This window comes from Sphingomonas sp., assembly GCF_965248875.1.
GTDB lineage: Bacteria > Pseudomonadota > Alphaproteobacteria > Sphingomonadales > Sphingomonadaceae > Sphingomonas.
Map to the genome: position 1 here is coordinate 1,306,489 of NZ_CBDFKR010000011.1, position 26,808 is coordinate 1,333,296.

The 26,808-nt window shown below is 69.1% G+C and carries 20 protein-coding genes and 1 pseudogene; 8 read left to right on the plus strand and 13 right to left on the minus strand.

The window, feature by feature from the left end; genetic code table 11:
• Positions 1–2: 2 nt before the first annotated feature.
• The 6 genes from ACP2AD_RS13595 to ACP2AD_RS13620 form a co-directional block, all read right to left on the minus strand.
• Positions 3–842: a BPSS1187 family protein gene (locus ACP2AD_RS13595; protein WP_425230580.1), complete on the minus strand. Its 840-nt coding sequence runs from the start codon at positions 840–842 to the stop codon at positions 3–5.
• Between the two features lie 28 nt (positions 843–870).
• A complete protein-coding gene (locus ACP2AD_RS13600; RefSeq protein ID WP_425230581.1) occupies positions 871–1,665 on the minus strand; it encodes a thymidylate synthase in 795 nt (264 codons plus the stop codon).
• 72 nt (positions 1,666–1,737) lie between these two features.
• The gene (locus tag ACP2AD_RS13605) at positions 1,738–2,454 is read right to left on the minus strand and encodes a class I SAM-dependent methyltransferase (protein ID WP_425230582.1); all 717 of its coding nucleotides are present in this window, start codon (positions 2,452–2,454) and stop codon (positions 1,738–1,740) included.
• Positions 2,454–3,581, minus strand: coding sequence for a peptide chain release factor 2 (gene prfB / locus ACP2AD_RS13610; protein ID WP_425230583.1), 1,128 nt, complete (start codon positions 3,579–3,581; stop codon positions 2,454–2,456). The genes ACP2AD_RS13605 and prfB overlap by 1 nt, the downstream gene beginning before the upstream one ends.
• A 120-nt stretch (positions 3,582–3,701) precedes the next feature.
• The gene (locus ACP2AD_RS13615) at positions 3,702–6,185 is read right to left on the minus strand and encodes a penicillin-binding protein 1A (RefSeq protein ID WP_425230584.1); all 2,484 of its coding nucleotides are present in this window, start codon (positions 6,183–6,185) and stop codon (positions 3,702–3,704) included.
• 45 nt (positions 6,186–6,230) lie between these two features.
• Positions 6,231–7,463, minus strand: coding sequence for an N-acetylmuramoyl-L-alanine amidase family protein (locus tag ACP2AD_RS13620; RefSeq protein WP_425230585.1), 1,233 nt, complete (start codon positions 7,461–7,463; stop codon positions 6,231–6,233).
• 532 nt (positions 7,464–7,995) lie between these two features.
• Between ACP2AD_RS13620 and ACP2AD_RS13625 the strand changes: the two genes are divergently transcribed.
• From ACP2AD_RS13625 to ACP2AD_RS13660, 8 genes are all read left to right on the plus strand, one after another.
• A complete protein-coding gene (locus tag ACP2AD_RS13625; protein ID WP_425231177.1) occupies positions 7,996–10,797 on the plus strand; it encodes an Rne/Rng family ribonuclease in 2,802 nt (933 codons plus the stop codon).
• Between the two features lie 80 nt (positions 10,798–10,877).
• A complete protein-coding gene (gene mbfA / locus ACP2AD_RS13630) occupies positions 10,878–11,834 on the plus strand; it encodes an iron exporter MbfA (protein WP_425230586.1) in 957 nt (318 codons plus the stop codon).
• 95 nt (positions 11,835–11,929) lie between these two features.
• On the plus strand, positions 11,930–13,321 hold the full coding sequence (locus ACP2AD_RS13635; RefSeq protein ID WP_425231178.1) for a M48 family metalloprotease: 1,392 nt from the start codon (positions 11,930–11,932) through the stop codon (positions 13,319–13,321).
• Positions 13,312–14,019 carry a DsbA family protein gene (locus ACP2AD_RS13640; RefSeq protein ID WP_425230587.1) on the plus strand — a complete coding sequence of 236 codons (708 nt, stop codon included), beginning with the start codon at positions 13,312–13,314 and terminating at the stop codon, positions 14,017–14,019. The genes ACP2AD_RS13635 and ACP2AD_RS13640 overlap by 10 nt, the downstream gene beginning before the upstream one ends.
• Before the next feature lie 51 nt (positions 14,020–14,070).
• A complete protein-coding gene (locus tag ACP2AD_RS13645; protein WP_425230588.1) occupies positions 14,071–15,000 on the plus strand; it encodes an ABC transporter ATP-binding protein in 930 nt (309 codons plus the stop codon).
• Complete coding sequence (locus ACP2AD_RS13650; RefSeq protein ID WP_425230589.1) at positions 14,997–15,758, plus strand: ABC transporter permease; 762 nt, start codon at positions 14,997–14,999, stop codon at positions 15,756–15,758. The genes ACP2AD_RS13645 and ACP2AD_RS13650 overlap by 4 nt, the downstream gene beginning before the upstream one ends.
• A 158-nt stretch (positions 15,759–15,916) precedes the next feature.
• The gene (locus tag ACP2AD_RS13655) at positions 15,917–16,078 is read left to right on the plus strand and encodes a hypothetical protein (RefSeq protein ID WP_425230590.1); all 162 of its coding nucleotides are present in this window, start codon (positions 15,917–15,919) and stop codon (positions 16,076–16,078) included.
• On the plus strand, positions 16,065–16,457 hold the full coding sequence (locus tag ACP2AD_RS13660) for a VOC family protein (RefSeq protein WP_425230591.1): 393 nt from the start codon (positions 16,065–16,067) through the stop codon (positions 16,455–16,457). Before ACP2AD_RS13655 ends, ACP2AD_RS13660 begins: the two co-directional genes overlap by 14 nt.
• On the opposite strand, the gene ACP2AD_RS13665 is transcribed toward ACP2AD_RS13660, so the two are convergent.
• From ACP2AD_RS13665 to ACP2AD_RS13695, 7 genes and pseudogenes are all read right to left on the minus strand, one after another.
• Positions 16,458–17,213 (minus strand): CocE/NonD family hydrolase, encoded by a 756-nt coding sequence (locus ACP2AD_RS13665; RefSeq protein WP_425230592.1) that lies wholly within the window; start codon positions 17,211–17,213, stop codon positions 16,458–16,460.
• A gap of 83 nt (positions 17,214–17,296) precedes the next feature.
• A pseudogene (locus ACP2AD_RS13670) lies at positions 17,297–18,358 on the minus strand (CocE/NonD family hydrolase); the annotation flags it as partial.
• 59 nt (positions 18,359–18,417) lie between these two features.
• A complete protein-coding gene (locus tag ACP2AD_RS13675; protein WP_425230593.1) occupies positions 18,418–19,146 on the minus strand; it encodes a CPBP family intramembrane glutamic endopeptidase in 729 nt (242 codons plus the stop codon).
• Positions 19,139–20,119: a class II fructose-bisphosphatase gene (gene glpX, locus ACP2AD_RS13680; protein ID WP_425230594.1), complete on the minus strand. Its 981-nt coding sequence runs from the start codon at positions 20,117–20,119 to the stop codon at positions 19,139–19,141. Before glpX ends, ACP2AD_RS13675 begins: the two co-directional genes overlap by 8 nt.
• A gap of 53 nt (positions 20,120–20,172) precedes the next feature.
• Positions 20,173–21,333, minus strand: a complete 1,161-nt coding sequence (locus ACP2AD_RS13685) for a murein L,D-transpeptidase catalytic domain-containing protein (RefSeq protein WP_425230595.1) — start codon at positions 21,331–21,333, stop codon at positions 20,173–20,175.
• 34 nt (positions 21,334–21,367) lie between these two features.
• On the minus strand, positions 21,368–22,618 hold the full coding sequence (locus ACP2AD_RS13690) for a hypothetical protein (RefSeq protein ID WP_425230596.1): 1,251 nt from the start codon (positions 22,616–22,618) through the stop codon (positions 21,368–21,370).
• 149 nt (positions 22,619–22,767) lie between these two features.
• The gene (locus tag ACP2AD_RS13695) at positions 22,768–26,655 is read right to left on the minus strand and encodes a beta strand repeat-containing protein (RefSeq protein ID WP_425230597.1); all 3,888 of its coding nucleotides are present in this window, start codon (positions 26,653–26,655) and stop codon (positions 22,768–22,770) included.
• Positions 26,656–26,808: the final 153 nt, after the last annotated feature.

Below are 26,808 nucleotides of genomic sequence, written 5' to 3' on the forward strand. Positions count from 1 at the left end.
CCTCAGGGTGCGCCATACAGCGTGCGCCATTGCGGCGCATAGCCGGGATCGCGCACGGTGACGCCGTGATACGGGTTGGGCCCGCCGCCAGAGCCCGGCGGCAGGTCGCGGCGGAACGCCAGCACGTGATCGGCGGGGACGCCGAGCGTGCGGTACGCCTGTTGCAGCAGGTCGGCGGTGTTCTCACGAATGTTGTATTCCGCCCACCAGCGGTCCGCCGGCGTCGCGCTCGGCCCGGCGATCCACGGCGCCAGTCGCCGCCCGGGCAGCGTGAAGTCCCACGGGCTGGAGAACAGCACGACACGGCGCACCGGGTGCTGCTTGGCGATGAAGGCGGCCATGCCCGCACCCTGCGACAGGCCGGAGACGACGATCCGGTCCCAGCGCGGCTGGCCGCCGTTCAGATAGCCGCCCCAGGCCTCGCCCGGCGCGTCGCGGTCCAGCGCCCGGATTGCCGCGACCAGCCGCGGCACGATCGCCTCCGCCGCCGGGTTGCTTACCGGCGCGCCGCTGCCGGCGCCGTCGATCCGCATCACGCGAAACCTGGCGGCGCAGGAGGGGTCCGGGTTCTGCGGACAGACCTGCACCACCGCGGGCATGTCGTCATATTCGAGGCCCAGCGCGCGATAGCCCTGGCCCGCGATCACGCCGAGCAGCACGCGCGTGTTCTCCGGCCGCCCGCCGGTGCCGGGCAGGAACACCGCCAGCGGCGCGTCCGCGGCCAGGCCGGGGCGGCTGACCGCGAGGCTGGGGTCGTTGAACTCGCGGACGCCCGCGTCAGCGGCCGACGGCACGACGGTGCGCTCGACCAGCCCCGGCGAGGCCCCGACCGACAGGAGCATCCCGGACGCCAGCGCCGCGAGCAGCAGGCTAGACCGCCACCGGCGCCTTGATGTGCGGCTGGGCGGAATAGTCATGGATGACAAAGTCCTCATACTCGTACCCGCCGATCGACGGCGGCGTGCGCCTGATCTCGAGCCGCGGCAGCGCGCCCGGTTCGCGCCCGAGCTGCTGCCGCGCCTGCTCCAGATGATTGAGGTAGAGGTGGCAATCGCCCCCCGTCCAGATGAAGTCGCCGACCGCCAGCCCCGCCTGGTCGGCGAGCAGGTGCGTCAGCAAGGCGTAGGAGGCGATGTTGAACGGGACGCCCAGGAATACATCCGCCGACCGCTGATACAGCTGGAGCGACAGCCGGCCGTCGGCTACATAGGTCTGGAACAGGCAATGGCACGGCGCGAGGGCCATCGCGTGCAGGTCGCCCGGGTTCCATGCGGTGACGATCTGGCGGCGTGAATGCGGCTCGGTCCTGATCTGCCGGCTGAGTTCTTCAATCTGGTCGATGTGCCGCCCGTCAGCGGCGATCCAATCGCGCCACTGCTTCCCATACACCGGACCCAACTCGCCGTCGGCATCACACCACTCATTCCAGATGCTTACGCCACGCTCCTGCAGCCAACGCACGTTGGTGTCGCCACGCAGGAACCAGAGCAGTTCGACGAAAATGGACTTCAGGTGCAGACGCTTGGTCGTCAAAACCGGAAATCCGGCGCGAAGGTCGAATCGCATCTGGTGGCCGAAAACGGACAGCGTTCCCGTGCCGGTGCGGTCTGCTTGCTGCGTCCCGGTGTCTAGCACGCGCTGCATCAGGTCGAGATACTGCCTCATGTCGGTCGGCTAGCGTTCATCGACCGACCGGCAGCGTGTTCAGTTTTCCAGCCCTGTGGATATCGAGGATCATCACCTAACTCTGCACGCCCTGATCATGCCGGGCTCCGGCCGCGAGCCCACCGCGCGGAAGGTCGCCAGATACCCTCCCGCCGACGGCATCTCCTGCCGCGAGACCTGCCTATACCCCACCGCCGCGAACTCGCACTGGAGCAGCGCCGGCGGCGTGCCGTGCTCGCCGGTCGGCCGGTTGGCGTCGACCACCACGACCAGCCCGCCGGGCTTAAGCGACGGCCGCATCCGCCACAGGAACTCGAAAGGCTGCTCGATCTCGTGATACATGTGGATCATCAACACCCGGTCGAAGCTCGCCACGGGCAGCCGCGGGTCGGCGGGCAGGCCCAGCCGGACGCTGACATTCTCCAGCCGCTCGCGCGTCACCCGTTCCGCGAGCGCGTCGCGGGTGGCAGGAATGATGTCCTCCGCCAGCACCCGCCCGTTATGCCCGACCCGCGCCGCCGCGCGAATCGTGTAATATCCCTCGCCCGCACCGATGTCGGCGACCGTCATGCCGGGCGCGAGCCCCGCCTGGTTCATCACCGCGCCCGCTTCGTTGACGCGGTCGCGCGCCTCCTCGGTCGACCAGCGCGGCGAGACGATGTGCGCCACCGGCCGGTCGGGGGCGGGAAAGACCGGGCCATGCGCCGGACGCTCGGGGACCAGCGGTTTTGACCCGTCGCAAGCGGCGAGGAGGAGCAGGGCCCCCGCGATTGCACGCCCGTCCGCCACTATTCGACGTCCTCCACCGCGACCTTCTCCCCCGTCACCCGCTGCGACAGCGCCGCCGCCATGAACGGGTCGAGCGCGCCGTCCAGCACGTCGCCGGGCGCGGTCGATACGACACCGGTGCGCAGGTCCTTCACCAGCTGGTACGGCTGCAGCACATAGGACCGGATCTGATGGCCCCAGCCGATATCGGTCTTCGACGCGTTCTCCGCGCTGGCGGCCTGTTCGCGGATCGCCAGTTCGCGCTCGTAGAGCCGCGCGCGCAGCTGGTTATACGCCTCGGCCTTGTTCTTGTGCTGGCTGCGCTGGTTTTGGCACTGGACGACGATGCCGGTCGGGATGTGCGTGATCCGCACCGCGGAGTCGGTCGTGTTGATGTGCTGCCCGCCCGCGCCGCTCGCGCGATAGGTGTCGATGCGCAGATCGCTCTCGCTATAGTCGACCTCGATATTCTCATCGATCACCGGATAGACCCACACGCTCGAAAAGCTGGTGTGCCGTCGCGCCGACGAGTCATAGGGGCTGATCCGCACCAGCCGATGGACCCCGCTTTCGGTCTTGGCATAGCCATAGGCGTTCTCGCCCTTCAGCAGCAGCGTCGCCGACTTGATCCCCGCCTGCTCGCCCGCGTGATAGTCGATCATCTCGACCTTGTAGCCATGCCGCTCGGCCCAGCGCGTGTACATGCGCTGCAGCATCTCGGCCCAGTCCTGTGACTCCGTGCCGCCCGCGCCCGAGTTGATCTCGACATAAGTGTCGTTGGCGTCCGCCTCGCCCGACAGCAGCGCCTTGACCTTGTCCGCTTCGGCGCGCTCGGCCAGTGCCGCCAGTGCCGCGACGCCCTCGTCGACCATCGCATCGTCGCCCTCGGCTTCGGCCATCTCCATCAGCTCGACCGTGTCGGCCTGCTCATGCTCGATCGCCAGCGTGGCGGCGATCGCCTCATCCAGCCGCCGCCGCTCGCGCATCACCTCCTGCGCCGCCTTCGGATCGTTCCACAGTGCCTGGTCCTCGACCCGCGCGTTGAGTTCGTCGAGGCGGCGCAGCGCGCGGTCCCAGTCCAGGAAGCGGCGCAGCAACTGAAGCGCATCGTTGATCTGGTCGACATGAGCCTGCGCTTCGGCGCGCATCGTGATTTCCTTGCTGCGGACGTCGCGGCCCGACCGCCGCGATCCCGCTTCCTAGGATGCGGGGTAGAGGGAGCGGGAGCCCGGCTCAAGACCGGTCATCCGCCGATACAGGGATCGCGGCTAGTAGATACCCCCCTGCCGCTGCAGGAAGTCGCCATCGGACGGCGTCGGGCGCCGTCGGACCGGCGCCGCCGTCGCCGCAGCGGTTGGAATCGCCTCGCCATGCCGCGCCACGCGTCGCGGTTCGCTTTCTGGCTTGAACGCTTCCCAGATGACCGAGGCCTGCGGGTCCGGCGTCGGCCATGCGCCATAGACGGGCTGGCCGCTGGCGCGGTCGATCCGCACCATGCGGATGCCCGCGGGCGCACGGAACGGCAGCTTGTCCAATCCGTCATAGGCGTGAACGGCGAACTGCCGGAAGATTGGCGCCGCGAACGTGCCCCCCTGGATGCCGCCCAGGTTTCGGGGCTGATCGTAACCGATGTAGAGCCCGCCGATGAATTGCGGCGTCCCGCCGATGAACCAGACGTTGGTCGGCCCGGTAGTGGTTCCGGTCTTGCCGAACATCGGCCGGTTCAGATCGCGCAGCACGGTGGCGGTGCCACGCTGAATCACGCCTTCGGTGATGTGGACCATCTGGAACGCGGTCAGCGGATCGATCACCTGGCGCGTTCGGCCGGCGGGGCGCGGCATCGGCCTGCCGTTCCAGTCCGGCGCATTGCAGCCGTCGCAGGGCCGCCAGGCGTCGGGCCAGATCACGCGGCCGTGCCGGTCCTGGACGAAGTCGATCACCGTCGGCGTGTGCATCCGCCCCTGGTTCGCCAGCGTCGCATAAGCGTTGACCATGCGCAGCACGGTGGTGTCGCCCGCGCCCAGCGCGAACGCGAGATAAGGCTGATAGCTGCCGATCCCCATCCGCTTGATGGTGTCGACGACATGGCCCATGCCGACCGTGGCGGCGGTGCGCACTGTCATCAGGTTGCGGCTCTGCTCGATCCCCCAGCGCATCGTGTGCGGGCCGGTGCCTGGCTGATTGCCGAAGTTACGGAAGCATTTCTGCCCCAGATGGGCGCCCTGATAGACGCAGAACGGCGCGTCGACGATGATCGACGCGGGCGTCATACCGTTTTCGAGCGCCGCCGAATAGACGATCGGCTTGATCGTCGAGCCGGGCTGGCGGAGCGCCTGCGTCGCACGGTTGAACGCCTGCAGCCGCGCGTCGAACCCGCCCTGCATGGCGAGGACGCGGCCGGTCCCCGGCTCCTCGACCACGAACCCGCCCGACACGCGCGGCACCGAGCGCAGCGCGAACTGCTGGCCGATCGGCGCAACCGCCAGGATGTCGCCCGCCTGGATCGAGCGCCAGGCATTGCCGCCGACCCCGACCAGCGGCATCGCGGCGAGCGCGTCGGGCAGCGCTGCCTCCTGCCCGTCGGCAAAGCCCAGCCGCCAGCCGTCGCCGTCATGCGCGATCGCGATCGCCGCGCGCCAATTCTGGTAGTCGAGCGCGATATTGGTGTTGAGCAGCACCTGCCGCCAGTCATCGGGCGTGATGTCCTTGTGCGCCAACGGCCCGGACCAGCCGCGTCCCGACGCATAGCGCAACAGTCCGTCGCGCAATGCCTCCTGCGCCAGATCCTGCAACCGTCCGTCAAGCGACGTGCGCACCCACAGCCCGCCGGCATAGACGCTGTACGGCCCGTCATGGTCGGTTTCGCCGAACTTTGCGATCAGCTGGCGGCGGACTTCCTCAGTGAAATAGCTTCCTGCGCGCTCGTTGCGTGGCGGCTGGCGCGGCGCGGTGCCGAGCGGCTCGGTGTTGGCCTGCGCGAACTGGGCGTCGTTGATGTACCCGTTCTTGAGCATCTCACGCAGCACGTAATTCCGCCGTTCGAGCGCCCGGTCGGCGTGGCGCAGCGGATCGTAGTTGGAGGGCCCCTTGGGCAAGATCGCCAGATACGCCATCTGCGCGAGGCTGAGCTGGTTCAGCTCCTTGTCGAAATAAGCATGGCTCGCCGCCTCCACCCCGAACGCATTGCGCCCGAGCGCGATCTGGTTGAGGTACAGCTCCAGGATCTGCTGCTTGGTCAGGGTGCCCTCGATCCGGTACGCCAGGATCGCTTCGCGCACCTTGCGCGCGTAGCTGCGCTCGTTGCCGACCAGCAGGTTCTTGGCGACCTGCTGCGTGATCGTCGACGCGCCCCGCGCGCGCCGGTCGGAGGTGAGATTGTCCCAAAGCGCCGAGGCGATGCCGGGATAGTCGACGCCGTGGTGCGAGAAGAAGGTCTTGTCCTCGGCCGACAGGAAAGCGGCGATCAGCAGCCTGGGATATTCGTCGAACGACAGCTCCACCCGCCGCTCGCGCGCATAGGACTGGATCGGCGTGCCATCCGCGCCGCGTATGTTGGTCGGCAATGGCGGCTCATAGGTGCGCAGGCGGTCGACCGACGGCAGGTCGCGCGCGAACAGGAACCAGCCGGCGAGGATGAGAAGCCCGAACAGCAGCGCCGCCACCGCTGCCACTCTCCCCAGCCGGCGCAGCCACCGCCTTCCCGCCGGCTTGGGTGCGGACTCAAGACCGGCAGAAGGAGCAGCGGACGCCATGACAGCGCCGGGCGTTAGCAGCCCGCCCGCTGCGCGTCACCCCGGCTACCGTGCCGCCATCCGTCGAGCGAAGTGCACCTCGACCGCACGGGTGACGCTTTCCGCAATACGATTACGCCCCTCAGCCGAGTTGAGGAACCCCGCCTCCGCCGGATTGGAGATATAGCCCGTCTCGAACAGGATGCTCGGCAGATCCGGCGCCTTCAGCACCATCAGCGACGCCATGCGATGAAACACGGGTCTGGTCGCGATCAGCGGGCGCGCCTCGCGGCCGAGCAGCTGGGCAAAGGCGGCGGACTGGTTCATCGTGTCGCGCTGCGTCAGGTCGATCAGGATCGAACGGACATCCGCGCCCTCGCCGCCGAGATCGAGACCGCCGATCACGTCCGCCCGGTTCTCCCGCGCCGCCAGCCGCGCGGCTTCCTTGTCGGACGCGACCTCCGACAGCGTATAGACCGACGCGCCGCTCGCATCCTCGCCCGCGGTGCTGTCGCAGTGGATCGAGATGAACAGGTCGGCGTGAAGGCGGCGCGCAATGCCGAACCGCTCGCGCAGCACCAGATAGCGGTCGTCGTCGCGGGTCAGCGCCACGCGTACCCGGCCGCTGGCGAGCAGCGTGTCGCGGATCGCCTTGGCGATGCGCAGGGTCACATCCTTCTCGCGCAACCCGGTCACCGGGTTGATCGCGCCCGGGTCGACCCCGCCATGCCCGGCGTCGATCACGACCAGCGGCCGGTCGCCGTCACCGCGGACCCGCGGCAACGGCGGCGGCGGGCTCGCCGGCGGCACGTTCTGGACCACGCGATAGGTCGAGCGGCGCCCGAACGAGAAGCGGAAATAGCGCGACCACCCCGCCTCGCCCGCCGCGGTGAAGGTCGCCGCCGACGCGGGCTGCAGCTCGAGGCGCAGCTCCCGCCCGCCGGCCTCGAACCCGGCATCACCGACCACCGCCGGCCGCAGCAGGTCGAGCGCGATGCGTGCGCCGCCGGACGAGCGGCGCTGACGGATGCGGCCGACAACGCCCGCTGCGCGGCCGCCGCTCCCGGGTGTCGCGCCCGTCACCTGGATCAGGATTTGTCGCGTGTCCGCCGCGACCAGACTGGCGGCATCGGCGACCGGCGCATCGAAGCGAACGATCACGCGCCCGTCCGCGACGCGCACACTCTGGACGGCGGCCGCGAGTGCGCCGCCCGGCCAGCATCCGATCAACAGCGCGAGCAACGCCAGCATCGCCCGGCCCTGCCGCGATCGTGCCGTCTGCGTCCAGCCCCACTCCATCTACGCTTACCCCTGTCGCCTTTGCCGGTTGCAGGGCACCGACCTGAAACCGCCCTCCTCGCATGCTCGCCGGTACGGTCCCGCCGGACGATGTCCTACCGCGCCACCGATCATTAACGAGGCAAGGTTAATGCACGATGAGGCGCCGCCGGAACGCGGTGTTGATCGCCGAAGCCGCGCAGTTGCGATACGCAAAGGGCGATGCTACCTGATGGTCAGCGCCCGTGCGTTCCCGTTGCGGAACGACCGTTTTCGTCGGCGCAAAAACGGCCGCGTCGTTCTGACGCGGTCAACCAGGTTGACGCTCGAATGACATATCCATCCCGCCCCGCGACCCTTCCGGCTCCGGCCGGCGGGCGTTCGCGCTGCGGGGCGCGCAGGGCATTGCGACCCGCGCATGCGTCTCGAGCGGATGCAGTTGCCCACCATCGCGCGCGGAACCGGCTCACCGCCGGCCTTTCCGCCGCCCCTGACTGGCGCGCGCGCCACCCCTTGCTGGCGCGTGCGTGGAGAACTTTACATGACCACACGCATGCTGATCGACGCGCGCCACCGGGAAGAAACCCGCGTGGCGGTCGTCAAGGGAAACCGGATCGAGGAGTTTGATTTCGAGAGCGCCGAGCGCAAGCAGCTCAAGGGCAACATCTATCTCGCCAAAGTAACTCGGGTCGAGCCGTCGCTGCAGGCGGCGTTCATTGATTATGGGGGCAACCGCCACGGCTTCCTTGCCTTCAGCGAAATCCATCCCGACTACTACCAGATCCCCAAAGAGGATCGCGAAGCACTGCTCCGCGAAGAGGCCGAGCACGCCGCCGAGGAAGCGGAGCTGCGGGCGCGGCAGGACGCCGAGGATGACGATGCGGACGGCGACGACGAGGACGACCCCGCCGACGAGGTAGGCTCGGCCGGCGACGACGATGCCGACCATCACGAAGACCATGACGCTGCGGAGGAAGACGCCGCCGAGCGTCCGCGCGCCGGCGGGCGCAATGGTGACGATCAGGTCGAGGCGCTGCGTCAGCGCCGCATGAACCTGCGCCGCCGCTACAAGATCCAGGACGTCATTCACCGCCGCCAGGTGCTGCTGGTTCAGGTCGTCAAGGAAGAGCGCGGCAACAAGGGAGCGGCGCTGACGACCTATCTGTCGCTGGCCGGGCGGTACTGCGTGCTGATGCCCAACACGTCGCACGGCGGCGGCATCAGCCGCAAGATCAGCAATGCGGGCGATCGCAAGCGGCTCAAGTCGATCATGGCCGACCTGCAGCTGCCGCCCTCGATGGGCTGCATCGTGCGCACCGCGGGGCTGCAGCGCACCCGCGTCGAGATCAAGCGCGACTTCGACTATCTCGCCCGGCTGTGGGACGAGATTCGCGAGAACACGCTCAAATCTTCCGCCCCGGCGCTGGTCTATGGCGACAGCGACCTGGTCAAGCGCGCGATCCGCGACATCTACAACAAGGACATCGACGAGGTGATCGTCGAGGGCGAGGACGGCTATCGCCACGCCAAGGACTTCATGAAGCTGCTGATGCCGTCGCATGCGCGTCGCGTGAAGCAATATGCCGACGCGGTACCGCTCTACCAACGTGCGGGTGTCGAGGATCAGCTGGCCGCGATGTACAACCCCGTCGTCCAGCTGAAGTCGGGCGGCTATCTCGTCATCAACCCTACCGAGGCTTTGGTGTCGATCGACATCAACTCGGGCCGCTCGACGCGCGAGCACAATATCGAGCAGACCGCGACCGCAACTAACCTGGAAGCCGCGCAGGAGATCGCGCGCCAGCTCCGCCTGCGCGACATGGCGGGCCTCGTCGTCATCGACTTCATCGACATGGACATGGGATCCAACGTCCGGAAGGTCGAGAAGGCGATGAAAGAGGCGCTGAAGGACGACCGCGCCCGTATCCAGGTCGGCCGGATCAGCTCGTTCGGGCTGATGGAAATGAGCCGCCAGCGGCTGCGCACGGGGGTGCTGGAGGCGTCGACCCGCGGCTGCCCGCATTGCGAAGGCACCGGGCTGGTCCGTACCGCAGCGTCGGCGGGGCTGTCGGCGCTGCGGCTGATCGAGGACGAGGCCGCCCGCGGCCGCGGCTCGTGCATCACGCTGCGCGCTTCGCAGGAAGCCGCCGTCTACGTCCTCAACCGCAAGCGTGCGGACATCGCCGAGATCGAGGACCGTTACGGCGTCCAGGTCGAAATCCTCCCCGACCGCGAGGAAGAAGGCGCGCGGATGGCCGTCGAGGTCTCCGGCCCGCCCCCCGCTCATGCACCCCGGATCGAGGCGCTGGTCGTCGAGGAAGATGACGACGTTCTCGACGAGGTCGAAGAGGACGAGATCGAGGAAGCGGACGAGGAGCGCACCGAGCAGCCACGCCCTCGTGAAGAGCGGGCTGGCGAGGGAGACGGCGAAGGCGGACGCAAGCGCCGCCGCCGCCGGCGACGCGGCGGCCGTCGCGACGGCGGCGACCAGCCGGGCGAGGCCGGTGAGGCGCTCGATCCGTCGGACGAGCTCGAAGGGTCGGAAGAACAGGCCGAGTTCGCCGGCGAGCAGCCGGCCGGCATCGGCGAACCGCAGGAGGGCGGCGATCGCGGCGATGATCGCGCTGCCGAGCAGGGCGGTGAGGATAGCCGTCGCCGCCGCGGTCGTCGGGGTCGCCGGGGAGGACGTCGCGGCGAGGGCCGCGAGACCGGCGCGACTGGCGACCATGGTGACGAGGGCGCCGCACCGTCTGACGAGGCCGAGCCCGAGACGATCGAAGCGGCCGACGCAGGCCATGTCGTTAGCCCGCTCGACCTGCCGCCGACCGCACCTGCATCGGTGGAGGACGAAGCACGCTCCCGGCCGCGCCGTCGCCGCGCTCGTACCGTTGTCGCCGAGGCTGAGGTGACGAGCGACGCCGCGGCGCCGACCGCCGACATTGAAGTGTCGAGGGAGGCGAGCGCGGCACCGGCTGCCGAGTTCGTCGGGGAAGCCCCCGCGAAGCCCCGCCGCGCGCGCCGCAAGCCGGTGGCGGCTGAAGCCGAAACCGCGGCGGAAGCTGTTCCGGCGGACGCCGGTCCGGCAGAAGACGAGGCACCGGCGCCCAAGCGCCGCTCACGCCGCAAGGCGGTCACGGCGACGGGCGAAGCGGCCCCGGCCGAGGTGGTGGAGCAGCCTATGGCCGAAGCCGTCGACGCGCCGCCGCCGCCGGAGGCGGCGAACGACGCTGACGACCCTGCCGATGCGACACTTGCGACCGGCCAGGACGGCACGCTCGAAGACGGTGCGTCAGCCGATGCCGAAGCTGCCGCCCCCCCGCGACGCGGCTGGTGGCAGCGCACCTTCGGGGCGTAAGGAAATCCCCCGCCAGGCCTTGGCGGGGGGTACTTGACCAAAAACTGGTGCGGCGGCGCTGCCGCGGCTAGTAGCTGCGCATGCGCCGTTTCGACGAACTCTCCGAACGCGAGGTGCTGGCCGTCGCCATCGCCAACGAGGAGGAGGACGGGCGTATCTATGCCGACTTCGCGGAACATCTGCGCGGCCATTATCCCGACAGCGCCGCCCTGTTCGATGACATGGCCGCCGAGGAGGACGAGCACCGGCGTGCGCTGATCGACCTCTATGTCGGCCGGTTCGGGCGACACATGCCCTATGTCACGCGCCGCGACCTGCGCGGCGCCTACGCGCCCGCATCGCCCCGCGCCACCATCCGGCGCGGGATCGATGCGATCCGCGACGAAGCACAGCGGATGGAGCGCGCCGCCGGGCTGTTCTATCGCCAGGCGGCCGAACGCACCGCCGATGCCGCGGTCCGCAAGCTGCTCGGCGATCTCGCCGCTGCCGAACAGGACCATCTAAAGACCGCCGCGGGGATCGAGGCCCGGCGCCTGCCGGGCGACAGCCGTGTCGCCGAAGACGAGGCGGCACGCCGCCGTTTCGTGCTGCAGATCGTTCAGCCGGGGCTGATCGGGCTGATGGACGGCTCTGTCTCCACGCTTGCCCCGGTCTTCGCCGCCGCCTTTGCGACGCGCCACCCCCATGATGCGTTCCTGGTCGGCATGGCGGCGTCGATCGGCGCGGGCATCTCGATGGGCTTTGCCGAGGCGCTGGCCGACGATGGTAAGCTGTCTGGGCGCGGGGCCCCGTTGCTGCGCGGTCTCGTGTGCGGTGCGATGACGACCGCCGGCGGCGTCGGGCATACCCTGCCCTTCCTGCTCGGCGATTTCTGGACCGCCACCATCGTCGCCGCGCTGGTGGCGGTGGTCGAGTTGGGCGTCATTGCCTGGATCCAGTTCCGCTACATGGACACCCCACCCCTGTCCGCCGCCGCCAAGGTGATGCTGGGCGGCGCGCTGGTGGTCGCCGCGGGTGTCCTGATCGGCGGCGGCTGACCGGTCCCGCGCCGCACCGGCAGCGCGGTCCTTCACCTGCAGTTCAACTGCGCGGCTGTCCTGTCGCAGCGCAACCTGCTAGGCCGACGTCCGTGATCCGACGCTTCCTCCGTGCGCCCCTGCGACAGGCGAAGCGCGCTCTTGCGGCGCTCACGGCCTGCTCGCTACTCTGGGCGCAGCCTGCCGCCGCGCAACAATCGATCCTGCGCGACGCGGAGACCGAAGCCTGGTTTGCGGCGATGATGGACCCGCTCGCGCGCGCGGCCGGTCTCGATCCGCGTGACGTCAAGGTGGTGCTGATCCAGGACGAGGAGATCAACGCCTTCACCGCGGGCGGCCAGACGATCTACGTCAATTCGGGCCTGATCTTCGCCGCCGACAACGCCAATGAGGTGCAGGGCGTGCTGGCGCATGAGCTCGGTCACGTCGCCGACGGGCACGTCATCCTCGCCGATGCAGGCGCGCGGCCGTCGATGGGCATCTCGCTGCTGTCGATGCTGCTGGGCGTTGCGACGATGGCGGCGGGCGGCGGCGAGGCGGGGGCGGGGATCATCGCCGCGGGGCAGCAGGCGGCGCTGGGTCGCTATCTCGCGTTCAGCCGCGTGCAGGAGGCGACCGCCGACGCGACCGGCCTGCGTTTCCTGACCACCGCGGGGATCACCGGGCGCGGCATGCTGTCCTTCTTCAAGAAGCTCCAGCAGCAGGAATATCGCTACGGCATCGCCAACATCGATCCCTTCATGCAAACCCACCCGCTGTCCGGCGACCGTATCCAAACCCTGACCGGCGACGTGCAGCGCGCGCCCGCGTACAACACCCGCCCCGACGCTGCGCTCGACGAGCAGTTCCGCCGCATCAAGGCGAAGCTGGAAGGCTATGCGATGCCGGTCGAGCGCACGCTGCGCGACTATCCCGACACCGACCAGTCGCTTTATGCCCATTACGCGCGCGCTTATGCCTATCACAAGCAAGGCGTGCCCGACCGCGCTGACGCCGAAGCCGCAGCCCTGGTCCGCGCGCAGCCCGACGATCCATACTTCCTCGAAGTGCAGGGCCAGATCCTGCTCGAAGCCGGGCGACCGCGCGACGCGCTCGCGCCGCTGCGGCTGGCGACCGAGCATTCGCGCTATAATCCGCTGATCGCCACCACCTACGGCCATGCACTGATCGCAACGGAAGACCGCGCGAACTATGCCGAGGCGACGCGAGTGCTGCGCACCGCGGTCGGGCGTGACGACGACAACCCGTTCGCCTGGCTGCAGCTCGGCACGGTTTACGAGCTGACCGGTGACACCGCGCGGGCGGCGCTGGCGACGGCCGAGCGCGCGAGCATGACCAACGACCAGCGCACCGCACAGGCTAGCGCGCGTTATGCGATGGCAAACCTGCCCGCCAACACGCCGGACTGGATCAGGGCGCAGGACATCGCAATGGCTTCCCAGAACGCGCAGTGCGCGGCGAACCGGCGCCTGCGCCAATGCCGCTGAAAAGCTGGGTACTGTCCGCCGTCGCGCTGGTCGGCGCGCTGGCCGGGGCGGGCACGGTCTATGCGCTCGACCAGGCGCAGCCCGGCGGCATAGTCGGGCCGCAGGTCCGCGCCTATCTGCTCGCGCATCCCGAGGTCATTACCGAGGCGATGCAGGCGCTGCAGGATCGCGAGTCGAGCAAACTCATCGCCGCGCATCGCGACGCGATCGTGCGCCCCTATGCCGGTGGCTGGGCCGGCAACGCGCGGGGCGATGTCACCGTGGTCGAGTATTTCGACTATAATTGCGGGTTCTGCCGCGCCAGCCTGCCCGCGCTGCAGCAGATGCTCGCCCGCAATCCCGGCGTCCGGCTGGTGTATCGCGAGCTGCCGATCCTGTCCGACGAAAGCCGCACCGCCGCCCGGGTCAGCCTGGCGGCGGCGGCGACCGGCCCTGCACAGTACCGCCGCTTCCACGCCGCGCTCTATGCCGCCGGCCCGGTCAGCGCCGCCACCATCAAGGCCGCCGCGAAGGACGCGGGCGTCGATCCGGCGCGCGTCCCGGGGGATGCCGACGCCGAGATTGCGCGCAACCTGCAGCTGGCGAGCCTCCTCAATCTCAACGGCACGCCCAGCTGGGTGATCGGTGACCGGGTGCTGGCGGGCGCGCAGCCGGTCGAAGTACTGGAGGACGCGATCCGCGCCGCGCGCCGCCGCTAGGCTGCCGGCGGCGCACTGGCGGGCCGGGCCGCACGCGCCTACATCCGTGACGTGACCGAAACCATCCTCGCCGTCGCCGATGTCGCCAAGACCTATGCGAGCGGTGTCGTCGCGCTGCACGCGACCGATCTCGCGATCCGCAAGGGCGAGATTTTCGCGCTGCTCGGGCCCAATGGCGCGGGCAAGACGACGCTGATCTCGATCATCTGCGGCATTGTCACGCCGTCGGCGGGAACCGTCACCGTCGCCGGACACGACGCGCAGCGCGACTACAAGTCCGCGCGGCGCACCATCGGGCTGGTGCCGCAGGAGCTGTCGGTCGACATGTTCGAGACGGTGCTCGCGACCGTCAGGTTTAGCCGGCGTCTGTTCGGCCTCGCCGCGCACGATGCCCATATCGAACAGGTGCTGCGCGACCTGTCGCTGTGGGACAAACGCGACGCCAAGATCATGGAGCTGTCGGGCGGCATGAAGCGCCGCGTCCTCATCGCCAAGGCGCTGGCGCACGAACCGGCGATCCTGTTCCTAGACGAGCCGACCGCGGGCGTCGACGTGGCGCTGCGCCGCGACATGTGGGCGCTGGTCCACCGCCTGCGCGCGCAGGGCACCACCGTTATCCTCACCACGCATTACATCGAGGAGGCCGAGGAGATGGCCGACCGGGTGGGCGTGATCGACAAGGGACGGCTGCTGCTCGTCGATGACAAGGCGGCGCTGATGGCGAAGCTGGGCAAACGCCGGCTCGACCTGACGCTGGCCGAGCCGCTGACCGCCGTTCCCGCCGCGCTGGAACGCTGGGCGCCGACGATCGAGCATGACGGCCGCACGCTCCGCTACACCTTCGACGCGCGTGAGGAGCGGACCGGCATCCCCTCGCTGCTGACTGCGCTGCGCGAGCAGGGGATCGGGTTCAGGGACCTGGAGACGTCGAAGTCCAGCCTGGAGGATATCTTCGTCGATTTGGTGGGGGAGCGGGCGTGAATCTCCACTCGATCTGGGCGATTTATCGTTTCGAGATGGCGCGCGCGCTTCGCACGCTGTGGCAGTCGCTCGTCACGCCGGTGCTGACCACGTCGCTGTATTTCATCGTCTTCGGCGGCGCGATCGGGAGCCGGATGTCGAGCGTCGACGGCATCGGCTATGGCAGCTTCATCGTGCCAGGGCTCGTCATGCTCTCTCTCCTGACGCAGTCAATCAGCAACGCGTCCATCGGCATCTATTTCCCGAAGTTCACCGGCACGATCTTCGAGATCCTGTCGGCGCCGGTCTCCGCGTTTGAGCTGGTGATCGGCTATGTCGGCGCGGCGGCGACCAAGTCGGTGGTGCTGGGGCTGATCATCCTCGCCACCGCCGCCTGTTTCGTGCCGCTGCCGGTCGCGCACCCGGTCGTCGCGATCCTGTTTCTGCTGCTGACCAGCCTCGCCTTCTCGCTGTTCGGCTTCATCATCGGGGTGTGGGCGAAGGGTTTCGAGCAGCTGAACTTCGTCCCCGCGCTGCTGATCACGCCGCTGACCTTCCTGGGCGGCGCCTTTTACTCGATCACCATGCTGCCGCAGCCGTGGCGGACGGTGAGCCTGTTCAACCCGGTCGTGTATCTGGTCAGCGGCTTCCGCTGGAGCTTCTTCGGCCGCGGCGACGTGCCGATCGTCTTCAGCCTGGCGGCGACCGCAGCGTTCCTGCTGCTGTGCCTCGCGGTGATCGCATGGGTCTTCAAGACGGGGTGGCGGTTGAAGAACTAGGCTCGCCGCAGCGAAATAGCGCCGCTATTTTGCGCCTCGGCGGCGAGCCCGGCCGGCGGCGCGCAAGCGATGACCGACGACGCGGCTTTGCCGCGGCGGAGCTGGAAAATCTTGTCGCCGCCTTGTCATTCTTTGCTAGTATGCTAGCAAGCTAGCATATGACTGACGGCCGCAAGCAGCAGTTCAACGTCTACCTGCCGCCCAATCTGGTGCGCCGCATCAAGCGCCGCGCGCTCGACGACCAGCTGTCCTTGTCCGATCTCGTCCAGCGCGTGCTGGAGGATCATCTCGCCGGAGGAGCCGCCGATGACCGACCCTGATCCGCTTGCCGGGTTCGACCTCGCGGTGCAGCCGATGGTGCATGTCGAGGCGATGGGGCCGGCGCTCGACTTCTACGAGGCGCTGGGCGGGCGGCGGCTGTTCGGCAGCCGCGACGGCGACTGGGCGCTGCTGCGCTTCGGGACCGGGACGCTGAGCCTGCTCGCGCATCCGCCCGGGCCGAACGGCGAGGGTGTGGTGGAGCTGCAGTTCACCAGCCGCACGCCGCTCGACCGGATCGAGGCGCAGCTCCGCGCTACGGCGCCCGAGCGGATCGAGCGCGGCGTCGCCGATGAGGCGTTCGGACGCATGCTCCAGCTGCGCAGTCCCGACGGGCTGATCGTCAAGCTGCTCGAACTCGATCGCGACCTGATCGAGTAACTAGCGCATCACCGGCAGCGTCACCTTCGACCCCGCGCAGATGCGCTGTTCCGCCGGGCGGTAATCCCCCGGCTGCGCCCGGGCGATGTTGGGAACGAAGGTCTGCGGGTTGCGGTCGATCATCGGGAACCAGCTCGACTGGACCTGCACCATGATCCGGTGCCCCGCCTTGAAGACATGGTCGTGGTCGCGCAGCGGCACGTCCCAGGCCATGACGCGGTTCGGCGTCAGCGCCTGCGGTGCGGTGTCGCTCGCGAGGAACCGGCCGCGCCGCACCTCCATCGCGACCGGCAGCTGATAGCCGTTGAGCTGACGCGCATAGTCGCCCGGCCGGCCGTGCTGCGCGTCATAGGGCTCGGCATCACCGGGCAGCACGTCGATCAGCTTGACGACAAAATCGCTGTCGGTGCCGCTGGTCGACGCCATCAGCGTCGCCGCCAGCCTGCCGGTCACGACCAGATCGTGATCGAGCGGCGTTGATACCCAGCTCAGCACGTCCGGCCGATGATCGACAAAGCGCTGGTCGTCCGACTCCCAGGTCCGCCAGTCGGGGGACAGATAGGTGCCCGACATCGGCCGCAGGCGGAACGGCACGGGATTGACGGGGTCGCTGACATAGCTGCGGCACGCCTCCCCCGCCGCAGGCGCGGTGAAGGATAGCGAGCCGTCGGCGCGCAAGTACAGCGCCGTCGCTGTAGCGCCTGCGGGCGGCCAGGCGGCATAGGTCCGCCACTGGTTCGACCCTGACTCGAACATCTTGACCCGCCAGTCGGGCCGCGGTCCCGTGCCGTGCCGTGCAGCCAATAGCGGAAGAACGGGGCCTGAATCTGCTCCTTGAATTCCTCGCCCGACGCCGCGCCGATCGGCACGCGGCCGCCACCGACGGTGTCGCCCCTGCCCTGCCAGCCGCCATGATTCCACGGGCCCGCAACCATCTGCGCCAGGTGATCGGGGTCGTTCTGCGCCTGCCGCTCGTAAATGCGCCACGATCCCCACGGGTCTTCCTGGTCCCAGAAGCCGGCGACGTTGAGCGTCGGCACCGTCGTCCGGCCCAGGGCGTCCGACCAGCGCTGGCCGGAGTAGAATGCGTCGTGATTGGGATGGTCGAGCAGCGCGGTGAACATCGCCGAGCCGCCGTGGAGGTAGTTGCGATCAATCGCCTCCGCGTTTCCCTGCTGCAGGAAGAAGTCGTAGGTGTCGGTGGTCGGATAAGTGAAGGTCCAATTGTCCTTCGCCATCTGCAGCGACGACACCCAGTCCGTCGCATAGGTCAGCCGCAGCGCGCCGTTGCGGTGCAGGTCGTCCGACTGCCAGTAATCGATCCACGCCGCCTGCGGGCTGACCGCCTTTAACGCCGGATGCGGGTGGACCAGCGCGATCGCCGCGGCGAAACCGGGATAGGACACGCCCCACATCCCGACCCGGCCATTGTTCGGCCGAACGTTCTTCACCAGCCAGTCGATCGAGTCATAGGCGTCGGTCGACTCGTCGGTCGCGTGACGGTCGCCCCTGCCGGTGCTATCCACATGGATTGCCGTCGACAGCGTGAAAACGCCCTCCGACCGGAATCGCCCGCGCATCGACTGAAAGACGAGGATATAGCCGTCGGTCATCAGCGATCCGTAGCGCGCCGCCTGCGCCGGCGTCGGCGCGGCGGCGGGGACGCCATAGGGCGTGCGCTGGAACAGGATCGGCAGCGGCGCGGTCGTGTTCCTGGGCCGGAAGATCACCGTCTGCAGCCGCACGCCGTCGCGCATCGGGATCATCACTTCCTCGAAGGTGAAGGGCGACTCGGCCGCGGCGGGGACGGCGGCTGGGGCGGCGGGGGGGGGCAGAGTCTGGGCGCCCAGCGCGAGTGGCGCGATGGCGGCGAGGAGAGCGGCGACAAGGCGCATGGACATGGCTCCGGTGGATCGCGTCAGCTTAGCCGAAGCGGCGAACGCTACAATGCCGGCTCACCTCACCGCCGCTGGATCGACATCCGCACTGCGGGCCGCAGCACGAGATGCCCCAGATCGCCCGCCGCATGCACGGCCATCGCGGCCCACAGGCTTCCCGTTGTCAGGTAGAAGGACGTCAAGCCCAGCGCGACCACCGCCGTCGCCGCCATCCCGCGCCAGCCCTGATAGCGATGCGCGGCACCGAACAGCAACGCCGCGACGCCGAACGCGACCACAGCATCGCCCGCGACCTGCACCATCAGCAGCGGCAGCAGCAGGCGGAAATACGCCTCCTCGGTCAGCCCGGCCGTGACCGCCACCGCCGCCGCCCAGCCGAGATCGCCCGGCTCGCCCGGCCGTATCGCGCTCGCGTCGCCGAACAGCGTGCCCTCGGGCTTCCCGCGCCAGGCACGGCAGGCGCTCAACACCAGGCCGGCGGCGACGCCGATCGCGACCCCCACCCCGCCCGCGCCCGCGAGGTACAGCCGTTCCCCGGCGCCGAGTTCCTGAACACCCAGCAGTACCTGCACCGGTGCGAACTCGGGCGGCAGCAGCACCAGTGCGGACCATCGCCCCATCACGCCCAGCACCACGATCGTGGTCAGCCCGAAACGCAGCCAGCTTGCCGCCAGCACCATCGGATAGCGGCCACGGTCGGCAGGCGCGCTTCGTCGGGGGCCGAACAGCATCCACGCGAGCGGCGCCAGCGCGACGAGCAAAAGCCCCGCCGCGAGCAGCCGCTCACCCAATCCGGTGTTCGCCCCCGACCCAGCGCACCGTGCCCGACGAGGCGCGCATCACGACGCTTTCGGTGGTCATCCGCCCGCCCTTGCGCTTGACGCCGTCGAGCAGCGACCCGTCGGTCACCCCGGTGGCCGCGAAGATGCAGTCGCCCTTCGCCAGGTCGGTCAGATCATATTGCCGGTCGAGATCGGTCACACCCCATTTGGCCGCGCGTGCGCGCTCGTCGTCGTTGCGGAACAGCAGCCGTCCCTTGAACTGACCCCCGACGCAGCGCAGCGCCGCTGCGGCGAGCACCCCCTCCGGCGCGCCGCCCGACCCCATATAGATGTCGACGGTGGTATCGGGGTTGGTCGTCGCGATCACGCCGGCGACGTCGCCGTCGGGGATCAGCATGATGCCGCAGCCCAGCGCGCGCAGCTCGGCGATCAGCGCCTCGTGGCGCGGCCGGTCCAGGACGCAGGCGATGATCTCGCCCGGCGTACAGCCCTTGGCGGCGGCGACGGCACGGACATTGTCCGACGGTGACTTGTCGAGGTCGATCACGCCCTCGGGATAGCCCGGTCCGACCGCCAGCTTGTCCATGTACACGTCGGGTGCGTTGAGCAGTCCTCCCGCCTCGGCGATCGCCAGCACCGCAAGGCTGTTCGGCCCCGCTTTGGCGCAGATCGTGGTGCCCTCCAGCGGGTCGAGCGCGATGTCGATCTTCGGCCCGCCGTCCTGCGCCGCGCCGACCTTTTCACCGATATACAGCATCGGCGCCTCGTCGCGTTCGCCTTCGCCGATCACGACCGTGCCGTCGATCTCCAGCTCGTTGAGCGCGGCGCGCATTGCCTCCACCGCCGCCGCATCAGCCGCCTTTTCGTCGCCCCGCCCAACCAAGGTCGACGCCGCCACCGCCGCCGCCTCCGTCACCCGCACCATCTCCAGCACGAGCACGCGGTCGAGCACCTGGCTGGCGCCGGTGGTGGGTACAGTCATGCCTGGCGAGCTCCGGAATTGCTGCGGAGCTGGCCAGCCCCGGTCGCCGTCTCCTACAGATCAGCGGAGCGACCCGCAAACAGGAAACCACCGCCGCGCAGCGCCCGGGCTACCCGCTCGAAATCCCTGACCATGACGACGAAACAGCCTCGGCTGCGGCCCAGCCGGCCGTACCGGGCAAGGAACCACGGACTGACATAGCCGTGAAGGTCCGGCGTAGTATGGACCCAGATTTTGCGCGAACGCGCGATGTCGTTGCTCGGGTCAAAGCCGCGCATGGCCAGAAATGCGTCATGCCCGGGATCGTGACCGCGGCTTTCTACGGAGAAGGCGCCGAGCGAGGACATGTACGACCCGTCAATGTTGCTGAAATAATCGGCACTGCCTTCGTTGCCGGGGTCGCTATAGCGGCCGTGGGCGACGTAAAGCGCGAGCGGCATCGCCGCAGGATCGGCGAGATCGATCAGCCACAACCGCCGGACACCGCTGGGCCGCGAGAAGTCGACCACTGCGATCGTGCTGTGACCATGCAACGGACAGCCTAGCGCCGCCAGCCGGTCCAGCGCCGCGCCGAGCAGTCCCGACGGCACCACGTCGAGTGTTGCCGCGCGCGACTGCGCCGCTGCACGCGCCTGCGCGCCGCCCGCGCAGTCGGGCGGCGGCGGACCGGCCGCGCCACGACGGCCAGCGGAGTGTTGGCGGTGCCGGCCTCGCCCGTCGATCTGCCGCAGCGCGATACGCGGTACCGCCAACACCCGGACCTTGGTAAAATCGCGGCAGGCGGAGGAGTTGGACAAGGAGCCTTGCTCGGGACAGAAGATCCGGACACGCCGGATCGGCACGCCGCCGCACCGCCCTGCCAGCTCCGTGTCCGACGAAGGGGGGTCACCCACTCTGACACGATGGAAACTCAGCGACGCTTGCGCGGCGTCGTTAGTACTGCCCAACGAAAAGATGATGCTGATCTCCGGCGATGTCGGTCGCAGGGTGATCAGCCAGCCCCGCAACGCACATCGCGCTCCCTCGCCGCCCATCGACGGTATGTCGGATGCCTTGATCGCCAGCACATGCGTCGCCTGATCGGCCCGCGCGGCTGCGGGCAGTGCGAACAGGATCAGCATGATGAGCGGAAGCCATTTTGTCGCCGGACGCCCCCAAATCATGGCCTGCCTCTCTACCAGAAGGTTCAGATCGGATGGCCGCGCGTGCGTCATTCGGCCGCATGCGGCACTGTACCTGTCCTGCCGCTTACGACGGCGGTGACTGCTTTTCAGGCGGCAGCGGCGTAACGGACGCAGGTGGAGGGCTCGTGGCCGCCGCCGGCTCTGCGGCTTCGATGTTGCTGATGCCCAGACCCGTGGCGATAAGCGCCCGTTCGGGTTGACCGAAACACCGCACATACGGGTTCACCTTTGGCCGCAAGCCGTCCGCGACGATCTGTACCAGCCGGGCGCGGATCATCAGGCTGTCGAATGTCGTGAACGGTACGGTGCCCGTGGCTCCTTTGCTCAGGCTGAAACAGAAGTCGTGCAGCGCTTCCGGCGTCATCTGCCTGCCCAACACCGCAGATAAGGTGGTCGACGATCCCAAGACGGTGCCGAGCAAGGGGCCGCTGCCGCCATCATTCAGCGGCACGGCCCTGGCGATCGTATCCAGGTCGACGCGGCCTGCGGGCCGCGTGTCGTCTAGCGCGGCGAGATCGCCGGCCGGGCGGGTCAAGCTGCGCGTACCGAGCAACGTCAGCGTGATGGTGGCGATCCGGATGCCGGACGGGCTGGTCAGGACGAGCTGCACCCGGCTCGGATCGTTTCGGGACGGCCCCAGCGGCGTATTATAGCCTGCATGCACGTCTGCATTGGGCAGGTGAAGCGCGACGTCCGCCGCGGCGGCGGCGGCCGTCAGGATGGGCGTGATCCCGGGTGTCACCAGTTTTCTTGCCAGCGGACCCAGCACGCCTGAGCCCGGATCGGTATGGGCGGTGACGCTGAACGCGTAACTCACGGTCGCGTGAAAGGTGTCGTCGGGCCGCAGGAGGTGAAGCAGGGTACGAGAGCCAGCGTTGACCGACGATTGCCAATGATCGCGATCGGTGCGCTCGAAATGGATCAACGGCACCGCCGGATATGTCGTGGTGTCCTGCTGCACGACCAGCGAAAGATCGAGGGTGGACACGCGACGGTGGCCGAGCAGGGTGCTCATGATGCCGTCCAGCGCCCGCCCGGCAGCCGAGCGCGCCTCGATGGTCGTGCTCGACCCGAACCCGCTCTCGGCCACCACCACGGCGTCGACCAAGTAATAGGCATCGTTCTCGTCGCCGCCCGCCGGCGGATGCGCCATGCAGATTTCGGCGGGCGACAGTCCGGCCGCCGTTGGTCGGGGTGTGCACCCCGTCGAGGCCGCCGGCACGGACGTCGATGCCTGGGCCATCGCCGGCGTGGAAGGCAGCACAGCCGCGGCCGCACCAAGCCAGTCCCAGAAACGTGGAGCGCGCACGATCATTCCCCCTGATCGGCTCCACACTTGCCCAAGTCTGACAACCGGTCAGGCATAGAACAACATGGTCGACCGGGGCCGGCAAGTTAAAGAAAATTAACTAAGCACATCGCCCGCGGTTCGGACGCCGATCCGCGCCGCAGTGCTGAGACGTCCTACCATCCGACCGTCACCCCTACTCGGCCCCCGGTAGACCCGCGCCGGGTCGAGCCGGCGATGCCGCCCGACAGGTAGACCCGGTCGACGACCCGCGCGACGGCGGAGCCGGCAAAGCCCTGCTCGCTGCGATAAGTGGCCAGGTTGAAGGAGACGGCCAGCCGGGAGTCGGGCGGGAACACCGTGCCGCCGAGCGCCATCGCCGCCGCCACGCCCGCCGCGGCCTGACGAAACTGGTCATCATAGGAGTTGAACTGGTTCTCCAGCAGGCTGACGCGGCCCTCCAGCGCCGAGGTCCGGGCGCTCAAGCCGCCCAGTTCGCCGACATTGAGCGCCGATGTTGAGAGATTGCCGAGGCCGTCGGTGGTCACCAGGCTGAGCGCGCCCGACTGAGCGGCACGGCTCTGCGCCGACACCAGGCCGGCGAGCGTCACCGTCGATCCTGCGCCGCCGAGCGCGATCTGACCGGCCCGGACGGTCTGCACGCCGTCGCCGATCGCGACCGCGCCCGCTTGACCCGCACTGGCAAGGTTGCCGAGTGCGACTGACGATTGCCCGATCGCCTGCGACTGGTTGCCGATCGCCACCGCGCCCTGACCGGTTGCGGTGTTGTTGGCGCCGACCGCCACCGCCCCGGTGCCGGTCGCAAGGTTGGGATCGCCGATCGCCACCGCGCCATTGCCCGACGCGACGTTGGCGTAACCGACCGAGACCGACTTGCCGCCGGTCGCCCGCGCGCCGTCGCCGATCGCAACGGCCGAGTCGGTGTCGGCGATCGCGCCGGCACCGGCCGCGACGGCGTTTGTGCCGGTCGCCAGCGGCGCTGCACCGGTGGTGTTGGTGCGGAAATAGGCACCGTTGGCGACCGCTTCGGTCGCCGCGGCACGCGCTGCAGCAGCATCGCCGCTGACCTGCTGTGCGGCGGCCTGCGCCGCCGTCGCCATCGTCATCGCGGTGTCGACGCGGCTGCCCAGCGTTCCGACCTGGCCCTGCATGCCGCGGACGTCGCTCGACAGCCCGGCGACGACCACGGTCGTGTCGCTCATATAGGCGTCAACCGCCGCTGCGTGCGCGTCGATCTGCGCGACGTGGCTGGCGGTATCGGCGATCATCTGACCGTGCACCGTCACCTGCGTGTCGAGCAGGTCGACGCTGTTGCTCAACGTCACCAGCTGGCCACCATGCTGGGCGATCGCCGCGGCGTTGGCGGTCGCCTGCGCCGTCGTCGCCGTGAGCTGGGCGGTGGTCTGCGCCGCCTGCGAGCCCAGCGTCGCGATCTGACCCGCCTGCTGGCCGATCGCGGCGGCGTTCGCCGTCGTCTGCGCGGTCGTGGCGGTGAGCTGCGCGCTGGTCTGGTTGACCTGCGACGTCAGCGTGCCGACGCTCGTCGCCAGCCCCGCCGTCGCCGCTTCCGTCGCCGTGGTGCGCGCATCGAGGGCACCCACCTGGCCGGACACCGCCGCGATGCTCGCGGCGTTGGCCGTGATGCGCGTGTCGAGCCCGGTGACGCTGTTGGTCAGTCCCGCAATCTGGCTGCCCTGCTGCGCGATCATGGCGGTGTTGGCGCCGACTTGCGTGTTCGTCGTCGCGAGCTGGGCCGTGGTCTGTGCCGCCTGTGTCGAGACTGCGGTAAGCTGGCCCGCCTGCTGCGCGATCGTCGCGGTGTTCGCCATCACCTGCGCCGTTGTGGCCGTGAGCTGCGCGCCGGCCTGATTGACCTGCGTCGTCAGCGTGCCGAGATTGCTGCCGAGCGTGGCGGTTGTCGTTTCGGTCGCCGTGGTGCGCGCGTCGAGCGCGGTCATGCCGCTGGTCAGCCCGGAAATCTGGCTGCCATGCCGCGCGATCAGATCGGTATTGGCGGTGACCTGCGCGTTGGTCGTGGCAAGTGCGCCGCTGGTATGCGTGACCTGCGAGCCGAGCGTGCCGACACTGGTCGCCAGCGCGGTGGTCGCCGCGTCATTGGCCGTGGTCCGCACGTCGAGCGCCCCGACCTGCCCGGCCAGCCCGCTCAGGCTGCCCGCGGTCGCCGCGGTGCGCGCATCGATCGTGCCGATCTGCGTCGCCAGCGCCGTGTTGGAGGCGGTGTTCGCCGCCACCTGCGTGCTCAGCGTGGTGACGCTGCCCGACAGGCCGCCCAGCTCCAGATTGGTCTTGGTGATGAGGTTGGTATAGGTCGCCTCATCGTTGGTGGCGCGATCGGCCAGACTCGACAGCTGTGCGACATTGACCGCATCGGTGGGCGCGGAGCCGGCCGCAAGATTGGTCAGCCGCCGGGTCGCACCGGTCGCGCCGATCGACACTTCGCCGACCGGGTTGGCGCTCGGCAGCACCGTCGGACCCGGATTGTACGCCGTCAGCGCTACCAGATCGGTGAGTGTTGCCCGCGTGACGCTGCCCGCGCCAATCGCGACGCCGCGCTGATAGCTGGCCGTCGCGCCGTCGCCGATCGCGACCGCCCCGACATCGCTCGCAGCACCCGCGCTGTTGGCGAGCGCGCCATAACCGAGCGCGACCGAACCGCGGCCGGTGCTGACGGCCCCCGTACCCAGCCCGACCGCGCCATCGCCGCTCGCCGTGTTCCCCGCGCCGATCGCGACCGCGCGACCCTGACGCGCCTGCGCCTGCAGCCCCATTGCGACCGCGCCATCATAGGACGCGACCGATTGGCCGCCGATGGCGATTGCGTTGACGCCGCTCGCGGCGGCCGAGGCGGTGGTGTTGCCGCCCAGCGCGATCGCGCCCACCCCCGATGCCGACGCGCCCGAACCGAGTGCGGTGGCGTAGTTCGCTCCCGCCGACGCATTCGCGCCGAACGCGATGCCGCGGGTGCCGAGCGCCGCGGCGCTCGTGCCGTTGGCCGTGGCATAGTCGCCGTTCGCGCGCGCGCCCTGACCCGTCGCAGTGCTATTTGCGCCATACGCCTGTGCGCCTTGGCCGATCGCGGTGGCATAGCTGTTGCTGGCATAGGCGCCGTAGCCGGTGGCCGTGCTGCCATAGCCCCCCGCATAGGCGCCATAGCCCGTCGCCGTCGCGTACTGCGTTGCATTGGCGGAGTAACCGGTCGCCGTCCCGCCGTCGCTGGATGCATTGGCGCTGGAGCCCGTTGCCGTTGAGTAATAGCCGTAAGCGCCGGCGCCGAAGCCGGTGGCAGTGCTGAGATAGCCTTGCGCGTTGGCGCCATAGCCGCTCGCTGTGGCACCGAATTGTCCGGCGTTCGCGTACGTACCGTTCGCCATTGCATAATCTGTTGCGTTGGCACCGTAGCCGGCGGCGAAAGAAAAATAGCCGTTTGCACTGGTGCCGTAACCGGCGGCGAACGAATAGTAACCGCTCGCGTTTGACTGGGCGCCAATCGCCGTCGCATACTCGCCTGCCTGCGCGCCCGATCCGTTCGCGGTGGCGTAATAGCCATATGCGTTGGCGCCCTGACCGGTCGCGGTACCGAAATAGCTGCTTGTCGTCGCGCCCTGACCCGTCGCCGTGCCATAATAGTAGGCGGTGGCGTTCGCGCCGGTCGCGGTGCCGGTGTCGGACGCATTGGCGCCATAGCCCGTCGCCGTGCTGCTGTTGCCGCTTGCGTAGGAGCTCGCCCCCGTCGCCGTACTCGCGTAGCCGTTGGCGTTCGCGCCTTGTCCGGTCGCGGTGGCGTAGTCCGACGAGGCATTGCTGCTCTGGCCGGTCGCCGTCGCATAATTGCCGCTTGCCTGCGAGGACTGCCCCGTGGCGGTGCTCTGCCCGCCCGAGGCGGTAGCGCCGTCGCCCGTCGCGGTACTGTTGCTCGCCGCGCTGCCGCCGCCGCACTGGACGCACTGTGCCGCGGCCGGTGACGGGATCCCGATCGACAGCGCGGTCGCCGACGCGAACATCGCCAGGCTGGAACAGGACATCAACAGCCCCGGCCGCCGATCGTTAAGCTTTCCGCAAGGCTCTCGCGCCACATCAACCATCATCACTGCCCCCAGTTCGCTGGATCACAGGACGCATGGGCGCCGCGCGACGAACTTCGACGGGTCGGCTTAGGGGTGAATGGTTAAGCGGTC

What these genes read in the sequence shown, in the direction of transcription:
- prfB (WP_425230583.1), bottom strand. Translation starts at nt 3,581, where the DNA reads ATGCGCGCCGAAGCGCAGGCTCATGTCGACCAGATCAACGATGCGCTT.
- glpX (WP_425230594.1), bottom strand. Translation starts at nt 20,119, where the DNA reads ATGACTGTACCCACCACCGGCGCCAGCCAGGTGCTCGACCGCGTGCTC.
- ACP2AD_RS13615 (WP_425230584.1), bottom strand. Translation starts at nt 6,185, where the DNA reads ATGGCGTCCGCTGCTCCTTCTGCCGGTCTTGAGTCCGCACCCAAGCCG.
- ACP2AD_RS13625 (WP_425231177.1), top strand. Translation starts at nt 7,996, where the DNA reads ATGCTGATCGACGCGCGCCACCGGGAAGAAACCCGCGTGGCGGTCGTC.
- ACP2AD_RS13600 (WP_425230581.1), bottom strand. Translation starts at nt 1,665, where the DNA reads ATGAGGCAGTATCTCGACCTGATGCAGCGCGTGCTAGACACCGGGACG.
- ACP2AD_RS13665 (WP_425230592.1), bottom strand. Translation starts at nt 17,213, where the DNA reads ATGTTCGAGTCAGGGTCGAACCAGTGGCGGACCTATGCCGCCTGGCCG.
- ACP2AD_RS13690 (WP_425230596.1), bottom strand. Translation starts at nt 22,618, where the DNA reads ATGATCGTGCGCGCTCCACGTTTCTGGGACTGGCTTGGTGCGGCCGCG.
- ACP2AD_RS13695 (WP_425230597.1), bottom strand. Translation starts at nt 26,655, where the DNA reads ATGTCCTGTTCCAGCCTGGCGATGTTCGCGTCGGCGACCGCGCTGTCG.
- ACP2AD_RS13595 (WP_425230580.1), bottom strand. Translation starts at nt 842, where the DNA reads ATGCTCCTGTCGGTCGGGGCCTCGCCGGGGCTGGTCGAGCGCACCGTC.
- ACP2AD_RS13655 (WP_425230590.1), top strand. Translation starts at nt 15,917, where the DNA reads ATGACTGACGGCCGCAAGCAGCAGTTCAACGTCTACCTGCCGCCCAAT.
- ACP2AD_RS13685 (WP_425230595.1), bottom strand. Translation starts at nt 21,333, where the DNA reads ATGACGCACGCGCGGCCATCCGATCTGAACCTTCTGGTAGAGAGGCAG.
- ACP2AD_RS13620 (WP_425230585.1), bottom strand. Translation starts at nt 7,463, where the DNA reads ATGGAGTGGGGCTGGACGCAGACGGCACGATCGCGGCAGGGCCGGGCG.
- ACP2AD_RS13640 (WP_425230587.1), top strand. Translation starts at nt 13,312, where the DNA reads ATGCCGCTGAAAAGCTGGGTACTGTCCGCCGTCGCGCTGGTCGGCGCG.
- mbfA (WP_425230586.1), top strand. Translation starts at nt 10,878, where the DNA reads ATGCGCCGTTTCGACGAACTCTCCGAACGCGAGGTGCTGGCCGTCGCC.
- ACP2AD_RS13660 (WP_425230591.1), top strand. Translation starts at nt 16,065, where the DNA reads ATGACCGACCCTGATCCGCTTGCCGGGTTCGACCTCGCGGTGCAGCCG.